Below are 15,298 nucleotides of genomic sequence, written 5' to 3'. Positions count from 1 at the left end.
AAACGCCTGCTCTAATGAGCAGGCGTTTTCACAATCAATCCCGAGAGATTACAGGCCAGCGTCGGCAAATACCTTGCTGACAATTTCCTGTGCTTCTTTCTCAATCAAAGCCAAGTGCTCTTTGCCCTTGAAGCTCTCGCAGTAGATCTTGTAGATATCTTCCGTGCCCGATGGACGCGCAGCAAACCAACCATTTTCAGTGGTCACTTTAAGGCCACCGATAGCCGCACCATTGCCAGGCGCGTGGGTCAGACGTGCAGTGATCGCATCACCAGCTAGCGTTTCAGCCGCCACCATCTCAGGAGATAGCTTGCTAAGTACTGCTTTCTGCTCACCGTTAGCCACTGCTTGTAGGCGGTTGTACTCTGAAGCGCCATGCTTAGCAGCCAGCTCTTCGTAGTACTGCTGCGGGTTTTTACCCGTTACTGCTGTGACTTCAGCAGCCACTAGGCAAAGCAGGATACCGTCTTTGTCAGTTGACCAAGGCGTACCGTCCATGCGTAGGAAAGAAGCGCCTGCACTTTCTTCACCGCCGAAGCCAAGCTCACCGCTGTAAAGACCATCAACAAACCACTTGAAGCCAACAGGTACTTCACACAGTTCACGGCCAAGATCAGCAACCACACGGTCGATCAAAGCACTTGATACCAAGGTCTTACCTACCGCAACCTGCTGTGCCCAATCCGGACGGTGACGGTATAGGTAATCAATACATACCGCTAGGAAGTGGTTCGGGTTCATCAAACCAGCTGGAGTGACGATACCGTGACGGTCGTAATCTGGGTCGTTACCGAAAGCCAAGTCGTACTTGTCTTTGTGCGCCAGCAGGCCAGCCATCGCGTAAGGCGATGAACAGTCCATGCGAACCACACCGTCTTTGTCTAGCGACATAAAACGGAAAGACGGGTCGATAGACTCATCCACCAGCGTTAGATCCAGGCCGTAATGTGCCGCGATCTGACGCCAGTACTCGATACCAGAGCCACCTAGTGGATCAACACCGATTTTCAGGTTGGCTTTCTGGATAGCTGCCATATCGATGACATTAACCAGATCGTCAACATAAGGTGCAACCAATTCACGCTCTTCAACCAAGTCGCTCGCAAAAGCCTCTTCAATTGAAACGCGCTTAATGCCAGCCATACCCGCAGCAATGATTTCATTGGCGCGAGTTTCAATAGCAGTCGTCAAGGCACCTTCCGCCGGGCCACCGTGGACAGGGTTGTATTTGATCCCGCCATCCTGTGGTGGGTTGTGCGATGGTGTGATAACAATACCGTCGGCTTTATCCGCGTGCACCTTGTTATGGCACAAGATAGCATGAGATACACCCGGAGTTGGGGTATAGCCACGGCCCTGCTGGATAACCACCTGTACGCCATTCGCCACCAGCACTTCAAGTGTCGAAGTAAAAGCAGGCTCTGACAGAGCGTGGGTATCTTTACCTAGGAATAGTGGACCTGTTACGCCATTGGCCGCTCGAACTTCAGCTACCGCCTGAGCAATAGCCCAGATGTGGTGCTGGTTAAAAGTTCCTTTGTCGGCAGTACCGCGGTGACCAGAAGTGCCGAATGCGACCTTCTGCTGCGGATTTTGAGCACTAGGCTCAATCAGGAAATAATTTGCCACCAACGCGGGAATATTGTGCATATCTTCTTGCTGGGCGCGTTGCCCCGCACGAGGATGAATAGCCATTAACGTATCCTTGTAAAAATTAAATTGGCATATTGCCGGTTAAATTTCACCGCAAACTTTTTCAATGATATCGCCACCGAAGCTCATCTTGACCATCAGTTGTTCAACCATCTGACGTTTACGATCAGTATTCGTGTTCGTGATCACCCAGAAAGGCGTATTCGGAATTTGCTTAGGCTTGGTTGTTTTACCACTAGCAAGCAGTTTCTCTTCAGTATCGGCGAAGTAAATACGGGTACGCCCTTTAATAGCAGCCGCTTCAGAGAAACCTTGAGGATCAATACGATAAAGCGAGGTCAATACCAGCATAAATCGGCCAATCGCTTTTTCCTGCACAGCAAATTCGTCAGAAATCAGCAAAGAACGCATCTCTTTAACGCGATCAGTATTTGGTACCACGTTGCCCGCATCTTTGCTCACCACTACGCCTTTCGGACGTACCGGCATAACCACCTCATGCTGCAAGGTCGCTACAGATTGTTCAGGCATCATCAGCAAGCGGCGCAGGATATCCGAAGCACTTTCACCAATGTGCTGGGTCTGGCTTGCGATATAACGATATAGCTCTTCGTCTACCTCAATAGTCTTCATCGTAGTGTTCATTATCGTTCCGTTTAAAAATCACCGAGGGATTATAACGTGATCCGAGGTTATACTCTACGGTAAAGCGTTAACTACAAGAGAAAATAGTCAGTGAATCTTCATTACCAAGTCGATGGCCAGGGCGATGCGATCGTCTTGATCCACGGCCTATTCGGCAGTGCCGACAACCTCGGCCTTATGGCCAGATCATTGAAAGATAAATATAAAGTGATCAGTGTTGATCTACGCAACCATGGCCGCTCACCACACAGTGATCAATTTACCTACCGCGAAATGGCACAGGATGTCCTTAACGTTATCGACCAGCTCGACATCGAGCGCTTCTCTCTGATTGGTCATTCTATGGGCGGCAAGGTGGCAATGGCAGCAACCGAGATCGCAGCTCCCCGGATCAACCATCTGTTAGTGTTGGATATGGCCCCAGTTCACTACCATGTCCACCGCCATGAAAACGTGTTCAACGGCCTGCGTGAAGTCTCACGCCACACCGTCAGCAAACGCAGTGAAGCCGAGCCTCTGTTGGCCAAACATGTTGTCGAACCTGGCGTTCGCCAGTTCCTGCTGAAATCCTTCGCCAAGCAAGAAAGTGGCCTATTCGACTGGCGCTTCAATGTCGAAGGGCTCATCGCCAACTATTCCACTATCATGGGCTGGCAAGAGATCTCGCCGTTTACCGGCAAGACCTTGTTCATCAAAGGGCAGAATTCGGAATATATCCTGCCTGAGCACCGAGCGGCTATCGGCACCCAGTTTCCCAATGCTAAAGCGCATTTAGTCGCCAATACTGGCCATTGGTTGCATGCCGAAAAACCGGAAACGGTTAATCGCATCATTTTGAACTTCTTGCAAGCTGCTTAGCGTTAACAGGCGGGGCTTGTCTATGATATAGTTCGCGTCTGGCTCAAAAGTGACGATAATGTGGAAAGGAGACACAAATGTTGTATGAGCACATGGATTTGCTTGAATCTATTGGGCTGGATTTGCTCTTTGCCGCGATATTTTTCTTTATCGGCATGGCCATTAAAGATGTGCTAAAACAAGGCAATGTTCCGCCTTTTGGCCGAAAAATCGTCTGGCTGGTCCTTTTCCTTGGATGTGCCGGATTTATTACCAAAGGCCTTATCCAAATCAGCTGGGAAGGCGCAGGCATCGGCTAAAACTGAACGAATACTTTCATTGGTTGCCAAAAGCAGCAACGCGCTGACTTTAGATACCGCAACCACTGACCGTCAGGGTATACTCCTGACAAGGCTATTTCTATCGTTGGCAAGTAAGCTAACGGTCAACATTAATTACGGGTAAATTCTACTATGGCAAGTGTAGGACTCTTCTTTGGTAGCGACACTGGTAACACAGAAGCGGTCGCTAAAATGATCCAGAAACAACTGGGCAAAAAGCTAGTTGAAGTTAAAGATATCGCAAAATGCAGCAAAGAAGATATCGACAACTTTGACCTACTGTTGCTAGGTATCCCTACTTGGTACTACGGTGAAGCACAGTGTGACTGGGATGATTTCTTCCCAGAGCTAGAGCAAATTGATTTCTCAACCAAGCTTGTAGCAATCTTTGGCTGTGGCGATCAGGAAGACTACGCTGAGTACTTCTGTGATGCGATGGGTACAGTACGTGAGATCGTAGAAGGCCGCGGTGCAACTATCGTAGGTCACTTCTCTACCGAAGGTTTTGAGTTCGAAGCTTCTAAAGCCCTAGTTGACGACAACCACTTTGTCGGCCTATGTGTTGACGAAGACCGCCAGCCAGAGCTGACTGAACAACGTGTTCAGAGCTGGGTTAACCAGATTTACGATGAGATGTGTCTGGCAGAGCTTGCTGACTAATTAAGTCGCTGATTCGAAAAACCGGGCCTAGCCCGGTTTTTTATTGTCTGGTGCTTCTAGGGTTAAGATAACGCCTGCCCTTCATCCAGCGCTTCTTCGCCATCTGGGTCTTGCACCTCTCGGTACTGTGGTTTTTTGCGGATATACAACACGCGCTTCACCTCCGAGACCACATCCCCACGGGTATTTTTTACCTGCACCACAAATTCAGGAAAGAACTTGTCCCCATTAGCTGTTGCCTTGAAGATTTGACTCAGAAGATCTTCGCTGATCAAAAAGTCGGCATATAAATCCGTATTGCCAGGCTTGATGAAATGGATCTCAGCCTGTTTATCCCAGACGTAATACTCCTTGCCCAAGATCCCAATTAGCATCAATGCATAGACAGGATCGGTCAGCGAAAAAATGCTACCACCGTATTGAGTACGATTAGCATTTTTATTCCACCATCTTAACTTTAACTTGATCTGCACTTCGCGAAAATCCTCAGAAATGCGAACAATACGTATTCCCGCTCCCCAGAAAGGAGGCCAGAGATTCAGGGCAAACTTGACGATTGCCGGGCGATAAAATCGATACACGGCGGTATTCCCTTATAGCTGGTACGATGAGTTCATTCTAACGCGCGATCGTACATTTTAACAACATTTAGATAACAAAAAGAAAAGTTAGATATCAGTAAGATTGACCCGTTTTAAGGTTTATTGTTACCTTGAGGTCACTTATAATGAGAGAAGAAGAGAAAGACTACCGTACCATGAGGGTACGGGTAGCCAATAGGAAACTCCAATGTCAGATAACAATCACGCACTAAAGCAAGCTGGCCTGAAAGTAACCCTTCCACGCCTAAAGATTCTGGAAGTGCTACAACAACCGGATTGCCAGCATATCAGTGCTGAAGACTTGTACAAGAAACTAATCGATATCGGTGAAGAAATTGGCTTGGCGACGGTATACCGCGTATTGAACCAATTTGATGATGCCGGCATCGTTACACGCCACCACTTCGAAGGCGGAAAATCTGTATTCGAGCTGGCGACACAGCATCACCATGATCACCTCGTCTGCCTAGACTGCGGCAAAGTTATCGAATTCTCTGACGAGATCATCGAAGAACGCCAAAAAGAAATCGCTGCTAGCTTCAATGTTCGCCTTACCAACCACAGCCTATACCTATATGGTCACTGTGCCGAGGGCAACTGCCAGGAAGACAGCACACTACACGACAAAAAATAATTAAGCTCAAGTAAAAAACAATAAGGCCGGGAGCTCAACACTTGGCCACTCATCCAGCTTAGCGTTTGTTGTTGTATACCAATAAAAAAACCAGCCTTTCGGCTGGTTTTTTCATATCAGTCTTGGGGAAGCTCAGCGCTTAGTCGCCAATTTTCGCCCAAGTATCACGCAGACCAACAGTGCGGTTGAAGACCAACTTCTCTTTAGAAGAGTCTTTGCTATCAGCACAGAAGTAGCCCGTACGCTCGAACTGGAACGCTTTCTCCGCTTCGGCTTCTACCAATGATGGCTCTACAACGCCGTTCATCACAGTTAGTGACTCAGGATTGATCACAGAAACGAAATCATCCGCAGCACCAGGGTTTGGTACCGTGAATAGGCGATCGTATAGACGAATTTCAGCCGGGATACCCTGCTCTGCAGATACCCAGTGGATCACGCCTTTCACCTTGCGGCCGTCAGCAGGGTTCTTACCTAGAGTCTCGTTGTCGTAAGTACAGAAGATAGTCGTGATGTTACCCTCTTCGTCTTTCTCGATACGCTCAGCCTTGATCACATAGGCACCACGTAGACGAACTTCTTTGCCTAGTACCAGACGCTTATACTTCTTGTTCGCTTCTTCGCGGAAGTCTTCACGCTCAATGAACAGCTCGCGAGTAAATGGTACTGAACGGCTACCCATCTCTGGCTTGTTAGGGTGGTTAGCCACTTCCAGCATTTCTGCATCGCCTTCGAAGTTCTCGATCACCACTTTCACCGGATCCAGAACAGCCATCGCACGTGGTGCGTTCTCGTTCAGATCGTCACGGATACAAGACTCCAGCGAGCTCATCTCGATGGTGTTATCTTGCTTGGTGACACCGATACGCTTACAGAACTCACGGATTGACGCTGACGTAAAGCCACGGCGACGCAGGCCTGAGATAGTTGGCATACGTGGATCATCCCAACCGTTAACCAAGTTCTCAGTCACTAGCTGGTTAAGCTTACGCTTGGACATTACCGTGTATTCCAGGTTCAGGCGGCTGAACTCGTACTGACGCGGCTGGCAATCGATAGTGATGTTATCCAGCACCCAGTCGTATAGGCGGCGGTTGTCCATGAATTCCAATGTACAGATAGAGTGCGTAATGCCTTCTAGCGCATCAGAAATACAATGGGTGAAGTCATACATCGGGTAGATGCACCACTTGTCACCGGTCTGGTGGTGAGTTGCGAAGCGTACGCGGTAGATCACCGGATCACGCAACACCATGAACGGTGAAGCCATGTCGATTTTCGCGCGAAGGCTCATCTTGCCTTCTTCGATTTCGCCGTTCTTCATTTTTTCGAACAGCTCAAGGTTTTCTTCTACGCTGCGATCACGGTATGGGCTGTGCTTACCGGCTTCAGTAAGTGTGCCACGGTATTCGCGCATTTGCTCTGGACTTAGCTCATCAACGTACGCTAAGCCTTTATTAATCAATTCAATAGCAAACCCGTACAGCTTATCGAAGTAGTTCGATGAGTAACAAATCTCACCACTCCACTCAAAGCCCAACCAGTTAACATCGTTCTTAATAGACTCAACGTATTCGATGTCTTCTTTCTCAGGGTTAGTATCATCAAAACGAAGATTACATTGGCCCTGATAGTCCTGAGCAATACCGAAGTTCAAACAAATAGATTTCGCATGGCCGATGTGCAGGTAGCCATTTGGCTCCGGCGGGAATCGGGTATGTACGCTTGTATGTTTGCCACTTGCTAAATCCGCATCAATGATCTGGCGGATAAAGTTAGTTGGACGAGCTTCAGATTCACTCATCAATTACACCTCGTGTGCTTACAGGATTTTTAAGTCCCCTATGATCCATAAATATAGGGGCCGACTCAACAAATAGTGTACATTGTTTGTCGATATGAATAAAAAAACCCCGCAATAGTGCGGGGTAACAAATAGAATCGACCAAAACTGGCGGGGTTTACCCGCCAATCATGATTTTTAGCGCATAATTTATAGCGCAACAGAACGGCTGTAACGCTTGCCATCGGCACTCACTGCCCGCACTGTTACATCGCCCGACACTGCTGGTTTGCTGTTAGCATCATAGGTCTGCCACGTTGCACCTGCATCCGTTGAATATTGCAGTGCCAGGCCCGGCATGCTGATATTCATATGCAGCTTGCCTGCCTCAACCTTGGCACCCGGAACCGGTACGCGGTATTGGATCCCTGCCGCGTCCAGCTTGGCAAGCTCTCGCTGGCCAAGCTGGTTGGCAAACCGCGCCCAATCACCGTGCAGTGCAGCCTTGTCGACATACTGAGTCGACTGGCTGTATTCCACTCCCGGCTGGTAATCACGCTCCCACCCGGCCTGGTGCCAAGCACGCTCAGCCGCTGCCAGCACACGCGGGAAGACCATGTACTCATACTGCTCGTCGGTGCGGACCGTTTCACTCCATAGCTGGGCAGACAAGCCGTGGAAACCATCAAACTCGGCAGTCCCCTTGCTGGCAAAACCGTTACCGTCGCGGTCAACCGACGTTTCGGCATTCTGCGGTAGGTTTTCCGGCGCAAAACCAAACATCTTGCGGGTATCGGTAGCACGGGTCGCCCAGTAGTAACCGCGCTCTTGCGGATCCACTTCGTATGGCATATCCATGTAGACATAATCCGGATTCGAGACAATCAGATCGTAGCCTTTGGCCGCCCAGTCGTAAGCGGATGCACCACCGCCCCAGTAAAGTACATCCCAGAAGTTAACGCGGACATTTTCGGTGGCAAAGGCATTGGCGTCCTCAGAGTACTTGAGGCCATCCTGCCATGCCTGGAAATTAGCAATACCCTTCTCTGTCACTACCTTGCTGACTTTCTCGGCGAAGTAGCTTGGCAGGTGAGCGTAATCCGACACCACACCATCGGCAATGGCCTGCTGACACATTGGTGATTTAGCAAATGGCTTGTCTTGCAGCGACAAATCCAGATCGCCTTTCCACTCCACCTTATCGGCCGTATTAATATCCTGGAAGCCGGCACCGAGTTTGATGTTCTTGGCTTCATCACCGCCGAAGTGCCAGGTATTGAGCGGCATGCCTGCTTGCTGGTGCATCGCCGCCACTTCCGTGATCACCTTATCAACGAAGTTCAGCGAAGAGTCCATACATGGGTTGATGAAACTACGCTTGTCGTAAAACTGCACCGTAGTGACATTGGATGTGTCTTGCGGATCCATCAGGCGGTACTGGTTCGCCGCCGCCAAGTCCCCTTCAGCGGCCAAACGCTGATAGCGCGCTTCCATTGCTACAACCGCTGCGCGGGAGTGGGCCGGCATGTCGATTTCCGGGATCACTTCAATACCACGAGCCTTGGCGTATTCCAGGATATCGAGATAATCCTGCTTACTGTAGAAGCCAGAACCAAAGTTATTATTTTCCGGACCAGATCCCAGCTGCGGCAACAAACAGGATGTTTCCGACAAGTCATGGCAACGCTGACCGCCGATATCCGTTAGCTCAGGCAAGCCCGGGATCTCAATACGCCAACCTTCATCGTCTGTCAGGTGGAAGTGGAACTTGTTCATCTTATACGCTGCCATCTGGTCAAGCGTACGCAAAATCGCGTCTTTCGAGTGGAAGTTACGGCCAACATCGACCATCACCCCACGGTAGTCAAAGCGAGGAGCATCCGTAACCTTCAAGGTTGGGATTGTCTGCTCGGTGCCGGTTCCCATCAGCGACATCAGTGACTGCAAGCCATAGAAAGCTCCTTGGTAGTCATAACCTGTGATCACTGTGCTGCCTTTACTGACTTCGAGCTGGTAGGCACCAGAAACCTTATGAGCCTTATCAAAGCGCAGGGGATCCAGCACTAGCTTAACCGGATACTGGCCCTGGGTATCCACCCCTAAGGTTGCCATGCGCTCAGTGGCCGCTGCCAGCATTGGGGTTGGGATTGCCTGGTTATCAATACGGATCCCGTTGGCAAGTGACACTTCGCCGCCGGTCAAGCGCGTTTCCAGCGGTGTCGGGATGATGCTTCCCGCCAGCTCTTCCTTGGCTAGCAGTTCGACATCGCTGTTTTTCTCAAAGCGCGACTGGGCCGTCGCCAGAACATTATTATCTGCAGGGGTACGCTTCCAGTTCTCGCCATCAATGGCTGACAGGTACGCCGACGGGTCTTCGCTGTCCATGCTCTGCAGTGTCTTCGGCTCGGAGTCACCAGCCACGACGTAGGCTCGTGGCATGTAGTCATTTTCAAACAGCGTCCAGTATTCGCCGATATACGGGATCACCACACTTTCTCCGGCCGCGAAGCCCTGGAACTTATCCGTCGGCTCCAAGGTATGCAGATCACCGGTAATATGGGTCACTTTGAACTGGTCGTTCTGAACATCCAGGATCATACGGATACTGTGAAAATAGATTTTCCAGTCAGTATCGTTCAGAGCCGGACCATTGTTGGTCAACGTCAGGTTGATCAAATCACACGACGCCCACTCGGCAGCCAGTTCACGACATTTCAGTCCCTCGTTTGCTCCATGATTGGTGACAACTTGGTAATTCACCCCCAAATTTGCCGCCAATGCATCAGCAATTTGCTGATCAGTCTGCGTATTTGAGCGGGTTGAATCTGAAGCACAACCTGTTGCTGTCATTGCAACCACAGTGGCCAGTAGGCTTAATTTGAATGTTCTCACGAGTAACTCCTTATCCCGAAACCCCGAGGCAGTACCAACCGTTGGTACCCTCTCGGGCAAACAAACATAACAATGATCTGAAACCGCAGGCACCGAGAATCGCCCTTGAAATCGCGGCATCGCCGACAAGGGAGGTAATCGCTTAAATGGTGTGAGGTAACAGGTGATTGTTGAGTCTGAATCAATATCGGCCTCCGAATGGAGGCCGATAGGGTCGTTATCTATGACTTAGGACTAAGTCATTAAGGAAGTTTTACCGCTGATAGATCTTCGTTTGGCGATACTTTTTTCATTTCGCCAGCAACGATTTCAGCTAGTGGGCCAAGGATAACCTGTAGGTTGTTTGAACCTAGCTTAACCACACCCATTGCACCTAGTGCTTTCAGCGTCTTCTCGTCAGCAAGGCTGCTGTCTTTCAGTGTTAGACGTAGACGAGTGATACATGCGTCGATGTTTTCTAGGTTAGACACGCCACCTAGCGCAACGATGTACTGCTTAGCTAGCTCGCCAGTTTCCTGAGAACCAGCTACTTCAGAAGAAGCTTCTTCATCGTCTTCACGACCAGGAGTCTTTAGGTTGAACTTAACGATAACCGTACGGAAGATTGCGTAGTATAGGCCGAAGAATACTAGGCCCTGTACAATCAGCATGTACCAGTTAGTTGCTAGCGGGTTACGCGTTGACAGAATCATATCCACAAGACCTGCAGAGAAGCCGAAGCCAGCAATCCACTGCATTGACGCCGCGATGTATACAGAGATACCCGCTAGGAAGGCGTGAAGTACGTATAGGCCTGGTGCTAGGAACATGAATGAGAATTCTAGCGGCTCAGTAACACCGGTGAAGAATGATGCGAAACCTGCAGCAATCATGATTGAAGCAACTTTCTCTTTGTTCTTCGCTTTAGCCGTGTGGTAGATAGCTAGTGCAGCACCTGGTAGACCAAACATCATGATTGGGAAGAAACCAGCCTGGTACATACCAGTTACACCCGGAGTCGCTACGCCTTCAGCAATTGACTTCGCGCCACCTAGGAAGTTCGGGATATCGTTGATACCAGCAACATCAAACCAGAATACAGAGTTCAGTGCGTGGTGTAGACCCACTGGGATTAGTAGACGGTTGAAGAATGCGTAGATACCTGCACCTAGCTCGCCCATACCTTGGATGCCTTCACCGAAGTTAACTAGACCACCGTAAACAGTTGGCCATACGTACATCAGAATAAACGCAATGAAGATACCAGCAAAAGAAGTCAAGATAGGTACAAGACGCTTACCAGAGAAGAAGGCTAGCGCTTTGTGCAGCTCAACATGTGAGAAGCGGTTGTAGATTTCAGCCGATACGATACCTACTAGGATACCAACGAACTGGTTGTTAATCTTACCGAAGGCCGCAGGTACTGCGCTTGCGTCAATACCTTGAATCTGAGCAACAGCGCCAGGAGAAAGTAGCGTAGTAACAACTAGGAAACCAACGAAACCAGATAGTGCTGCCGCACCGTCTTTATCTTTAGACATACCGTAAGCAACACCCACTGCAAACAGTACTGACATGTTATCGATGATTGCCGCACCAGCTTTGATCAAGAAGGCAGCAAGTGCACTGTTCGCACCCCAGCCGTTTGGATCAATCCAGTAACCAATACCCATTAGAATTGCTGCTGCAGGTAGCGTGGCGACTGGCACCATCAGCGCTTTACCTACTTTTTGAAAATATCCAAGAATGTTCACCCTTAGTTCCCCCTATGGTTTTCTTAGATTCGATGTTGGATAACTTATTTTAGCTACCCGATTAAGTTACTTGCAGTTTAAGAATTTTATTTCGCCCCGCAAATTAAAAGGTCATCATTTGTGATCTCAGTCACCAGTAAGGGTAATTAACAGGCGATTTTGCTAGCTCGATCATAAAACTTATTTTATCATGCAAAACAAATGCGATAACACGCTATGATTTAATTGTAATTTACATATGGAATGAGGTGTCACTGTGAGACTAATCCCACTGAATGAAGCTAAAGATGTAGGTTTGTGGTCTGCTCGCTATATTGCTGATCGTATTAACAAATTTAAGCCAACAGCGGAACGTCCTTTTGTCCTGGGCCTACCGACAGGTGGCACCCCGCTAGCAACTTACAAGCGCCTTATTGAGCTTTATCAAGCAGGTGAAGTAAGTTTCAAGCATGTTGTTACCTTCAACATGGACGAATACATTGGCATTCCGGCTGACCACCCAGAGTCATACCGCAGCTTTATGTACAACAACTTCTTCAATCACGTTGATATTCAAGAAGAAAACATCAATCTGCTGAATGGTAATGCAGAAGATGTTGATGCTGAGTGCCAGCGTTACGAAGACAAAATTAAGTCATACGGCAAAATTAACCTTTTTATGGGTGGCGTGGGCAACGACGGCCACATCGCATTCAACGAGCCTGCTTCTTCACTAGCCTCTCGTACCCGTATCAAGACCTTGACGGAAGACACCCGCATCGCGAACTCTCGTTTCTTCGATGGTGATATCAACCAGGTACCTAAGTACGCACTGACTATCGGTGTAGGTACGCTGCTAGATTCAGCAGAAATCATGATCTTGGTAACAGGCCACAACAAAGCGCTAGCCCTGCAAGCCGCGGTTGAAGGTTCTGTGAACCACCTATGGACAGTATCAGCGCTACAGCTTCATCCTAAATCACTGATTGTGTGTGATGAGCCATCTACGCAAGAGCTGAAGGTGAAGACGGTTAAGTACTTCCAAGAGCTAGAAGCTAAAAACATCAAACACCTGTAATTAAGGAGTTATTCATGTACGCGCTAACCAATTGCCGTATTTACACCGGTAGCGATGTGCTGAATAACCACGCCGTCATTATTGACGGCGTGAACATTCACGCTGTCTGCCCTGTTTCAGAACTGCCTGCGGATATCAAAATCCGTGATCTTGATGGTGCCAACCTTACGCCCGGCTTCATCGACCTCCAGCTGAATGGCTGTGGTGGCGTCATGCTCAATGACGAAATCAACGCTGATACCATCCACACCATGCACCGTGCCAACCTGAAATCAGGCTGCACCAGCTTCCTGCCGACGCTTATCACCTCTTCAGATGAAGACATGAAAGCAGCCATTGCTGCAGAGCGTGACTACCAGAGCCAGTACAACAATCACTCGCTAGGTTTGCATCTTGAAGGTCCATACCTCAATGTGATGAAAAAAGGCATCCACTCTGTTGACCATATCCGTCGCTCAGACAACGAGATGATCAACACCATCTGCGAAAACGCCGATGTAGTGACCAAGGTAACTTTAGCGCCGGAACAAAACGACCATAGCCATATCGAGCAACTGGTTGAAGCCGGTATCGTGGTATCAGCTGGCCACACCAACGCCACCTATGTTGAAGCCCGTAAAGGCTTTGCCTCAGGAATTACTTTCGCTACTCACCTATTCAATGCGATGACGCCAATTGCTGGCCGCGAGCCGGGAATGGTAGGGGCCATTTACGACACACCTGAAGTGTATACCGGCGTGATTGCCGATGGTTTCCATGTCGATTATGCCAACATTCGCATGGCCCACCGCATGAAAGGCGACAAACTTGTTTTGGTCACCGATGCAACTGCACCTGCAGGAGCAGACATTGATCACTTTATTTTTGTCGGCAAGAAAGTATATTACCGAGATGGTAAGTGTGTTGATGAGAATGGCACACTTGGTGGTTCGGCACTGACAATGATCGAAGCGGTTCAGAATAGTGTCGAACATGCAGGTATCGCCCTGGACGAAGCGATTCGTATGGCAACCCTCTACCCTGCTCGCGCTATCGGCGTTGATCAGAAATTGGGCGCCATCAAAAAAGGCATGGTAGCAAACCTGGCTATTTTTGATCGTGACTACAAGGTTCGGGCGACTGTTGTTAACGGTGAATACGAGCAGAATTAACTATGACAGGCGGACAAATTGGTAATGTTGATCTGGTAAAGCAGCTAAATAGTGCAGCTGTTTACCGGCTCATCGACTTGCAAGGCCCTATATCGCGAATTCAGGTAGCTGATGTCAGTCAGCTTGCACCTGCAAGTGTTACTAAAATCACCCGCCAACTGCTGGAGCGCGGCCTGATCAAAGAGGTCGCGCAGCAGGCTTCCACCGGAGGCCGGCGTGCAATATCGCTGACGACTGAGTCAGCGCCTTTCCACTCGATCGCAATTCGCCTCGGGCGAAATTACATCGAGCAAACTATTTATGATCTCAGCGGCAAGCATATTGTCGGTACGGCGCACCCATTCCACTATACCAACCAGCAAGAACTCATCGATGGCTTGCTAGAGCATATCCGCAAGTTCATTGCTGACAACCAGAACGTGCTGCGTGAGTTGGTTGCCTTTGGTATTACCCTTCCGGGCCTGATTGACCCAGAAAGCGGTGTGGTTGAGTACATGCCGCATATCGATGTCGACAACCTGCCACTGTCAGAAATTATTACCGAAAAGTATGGCGTTGCCTGCTTTGTTGGCAATGATATCCGCGGCTTGGCGCTGGCCGAACATTACTTCGGTTCGAGCAAAGACTGCAAAGACTCTATCCTTGTCAGCGTCCACCACGGTACAGGTGCCGGGATCATCGTCAACGGCCAGGTATTCCTGGGCTATAACCGCAATGTCGGCGAGATTGGTCACATCCAGATCGACCCATTGGGCGACAAATGTCAGTGCGGCAACTTCGGTTGTCTTGAAACCGTCGCAGCTGATCCGGCGATTATCCGCCATGTTCAGGCGCTGCTGGACCAAGGCTACCCAAGCTCATTGCAAGAGCTGGAAGATGTCACCATGCCTGCCATCTGTGAAGCAGCCAACAAGGGTGATGAGCTTGCCAGCCAAGCCTTGATCAAGGTGGGCAACCAGCTAGGCAAAGCCTTGGCGATGACAATTAACTTGTTCAATCCGCAGAAGATCATTGTGGCGGGTAACATTACCCACGCTAAAGATGTGATTTTCCCGGCTATCCGCCGCTGTGTGGAAACCCAGTCGCTGTCGACCTTCAACAAGGATCTACCGATTGTTGAATCAGAGCTCTACACCCAACCGACCATTGGTGCTTTCTCCATGATCAAGCGTGCAATGCTCAACGGTGTCTTGCTACAGCGCTTGCTTGAAGAGTAAGTCAAACTATTTGAAGAGTGTTACGTAGCATTGAATAGCTTTCTAAGTTATTCATCCTGTTACAAAATATTAAGGGCAGTCTCCAGACAGGAG

At 49.2% G+C, this 15,298-nt stretch carries 13 protein-coding genes; 7 read left to right on the top strand and 6 right to left on the bottom strand.

Going from position 1 to position 15,298, the window contains the following annotated elements:
* Positions 1-48: 48 nt before the first annotated feature.
* Complete coding sequence (gene pgm / locus ACXAD4_RS04765) at positions 49-1,695, bottom strand: phosphoglucomutase (alpha-D-glucose-1,6-bisphosphate-dependent) (protein ID WP_475239142.1); 1,647 nt, start codon at positions 1,693-1,695, stop codon at positions 49-51.
* Between the two features lie 39 nt (positions 1,696-1,734).
* Complete coding sequence (seqA, locus tag ACXAD4_RS04760) at positions 1,735-2,286, bottom strand: replication initiation negative regulator SeqA (protein ID WP_317523475.1); 552 nt, start codon at positions 2,284-2,286, stop codon at positions 1,735-1,737.
* A gap of 102 nt (positions 2,287-2,388) precedes the next feature.
* Here seqA and ACXAD4_RS04755 point away from each other — a divergent pair, with 102 nt between their 5' ends.
* From ACXAD4_RS04755 to fldA, 3 genes are all read left to right on the top strand, one after another.
* On the top strand, positions 2,389-3,156 hold the full coding sequence (locus ACXAD4_RS04755; protein ID WP_475239140.1) for an alpha/beta fold hydrolase: 768 nt from the start codon (positions 2,389-2,391) through the stop codon (positions 3,154-3,156).
* 77 nt (positions 3,157-3,233) lie between these two features.
* Entirely contained in the window at positions 3,234-3,455 is a 222-nt protein-coding gene (locus ACXAD4_RS04750) for a DUF2788 domain-containing protein (protein WP_107298499.1), read from the top strand.
* A 153-nt stretch (positions 3,456-3,608) separates the two neighbouring features.
* On the top strand, positions 3,609-4,136 hold the full coding sequence (gene fldA / locus ACXAD4_RS04745) for a flavodoxin FldA (protein ID WP_107298498.1): 528 nt from the start codon (positions 3,609-3,611) through the stop codon (positions 4,134-4,136).
* A 62-nt stretch (positions 4,137-4,198) separates the two neighbouring features.
* On the opposite strand, the gene ACXAD4_RS04740 is transcribed toward fldA, so the two are convergent.
* Complete coding sequence (locus tag ACXAD4_RS04740; protein WP_475239137.1) at positions 4,199-4,717, bottom strand: DUF4442 domain-containing protein; 519 nt, start codon at positions 4,715-4,717, stop codon at positions 4,199-4,201.
* Positions 4,718-4,925: 208 nt separating this feature from the next.
* Here ACXAD4_RS04740 and fur point away from each other — a divergent pair, with 208 nt between their 5' ends.
* Complete coding sequence (gene fur, locus ACXAD4_RS04735; RefSeq protein ID WP_107298496.1) at positions 4,926-5,372, top strand: ferric iron uptake transcriptional regulator; 447 nt, start codon at positions 4,926-4,928, stop codon at positions 5,370-5,372.
* Positions 5,373-5,511: 139 nt separating this feature from the next.
* Here the strand turns inward: fur and glnS are convergent, their stop codons facing one another.
* From glnS to nagE, 3 genes are all read right to left on the bottom strand, one after another.
* A complete protein-coding gene (gene glnS / locus ACXAD4_RS04730; protein WP_475239136.1) occupies positions 5,512-7,176 on the bottom strand; it encodes a glutamine--tRNA ligase in 1,665 nt (554 codons plus the stop codon).
* A 189-nt stretch (positions 7,177-7,365) separates the two neighbouring features.
* Complete coding sequence (locus ACXAD4_RS04725) at positions 7,366-10,005, bottom strand: beta-N-acetylhexosaminidase (RefSeq protein WP_475242709.1); 2,640 nt, start codon at positions 10,003-10,005, stop codon at positions 7,366-7,368.
* Positions 10,006-10,289: 284 nt separating this feature from the next.
* Positions 10,290-11,780: an N-acetylglucosamine-specific PTS transporter subunit IIBC gene (gene nagE / locus ACXAD4_RS04720; protein WP_475239133.1), complete on the bottom strand. Its 1,491-nt coding sequence runs from the start codon at positions 11,778-11,780 to the stop codon at positions 10,290-10,292.
* A 256-nt stretch (positions 11,781-12,036) separates the two neighbouring features.
* On the opposite strand from nagE, the gene nagB reads away from it, so the two are divergent.
* From nagB to nagC, 3 genes are read left to right on the top strand one after another with little or no spacing between them, the layout of a single operon-like run.
* On the top strand, positions 12,037-12,837 hold the full coding sequence (nagB, locus tag ACXAD4_RS04715) for a glucosamine-6-phosphate deaminase (protein ID WP_475239132.1): 801 nt from the start codon (positions 12,037-12,039) through the stop codon (positions 12,835-12,837).
* Between the two features lie 14 nt (positions 12,838-12,851).
* A complete protein-coding gene (gene nagA / locus ACXAD4_RS04710; RefSeq protein WP_475239130.1) occupies positions 12,852-13,988 on the top strand; it encodes an N-acetylglucosamine-6-phosphate deacetylase in 1,137 nt (378 codons plus the stop codon).
* Positions 13,989-13,990: 2 nt separating this feature from the next.
* Entirely contained in the window at positions 13,991-15,205 is a 1,215-nt protein-coding gene (gene nagC, locus ACXAD4_RS04705; RefSeq protein ID WP_475239129.1) for a DNA-binding transcriptional regulator NagC, read from the top strand.
* Positions 15,206-15,298 lie beyond the last annotated feature (93 nt).

The sequence above is a fragment of the Photobacterium sp. AWH4_225 genome (genome assembly GCF_056158405.1).
This window is presented reverse-complemented; position numbering and strand designations above follow the sequence as displayed.

Coding starts and splice junctions, on each gene's coding strand:
- glnS (WP_475239136.1), bottom strand. CDS start 7,176: ATGAGTGAATCTGAAGCTCGTCCAACTAACTTTATCCGCCAGATCATT.
- ACXAD4_RS04750 (WP_107298499.1), top strand. CDS start 3,234: ATGTTGTATGAGCACATGGATTTGCTTGAATCTATTGGGCTGGATTTG.
- nagA (WP_475239130.1), top strand. CDS start 12,852: ATGTACGCGCTAACCAATTGCCGTATTTACACCGGTAGCGATGTGCTG.
- nagC (WP_475239129.1), top strand. CDS start 13,991: ATGACAGGCGGACAAATTGGTAATGTTGATCTGGTAAAGCAGCTAAAT.
- pgm (WP_475239142.1), bottom strand. CDS start 1,695: ATGGCTATTCATCCTCGTGCGGGGCAACGCGCCCAGCAAGAAGATATG.
- fldA (WP_107298498.1), top strand. CDS start 3,609: ATGGCAAGTGTAGGACTCTTCTTTGGTAGCGACACTGGTAACACAGAA.
- seqA (WP_317523475.1), bottom strand. CDS start 2,286: ATGAAGACTATTGAGGTAGACGAAGAGCTATATCGTTATATCGCAAGC.
- fur (WP_107298496.1), top strand. CDS start 4,926: ATGTCAGATAACAATCACGCACTAAAGCAAGCTGGCCTGAAAGTAACC.
- ACXAD4_RS04725 (WP_475242709.1), bottom strand. CDS start 10,005: ATGACAGCAACAGGTTGTGCTTCAGATTCAACCCGCTCAAATACGCAG.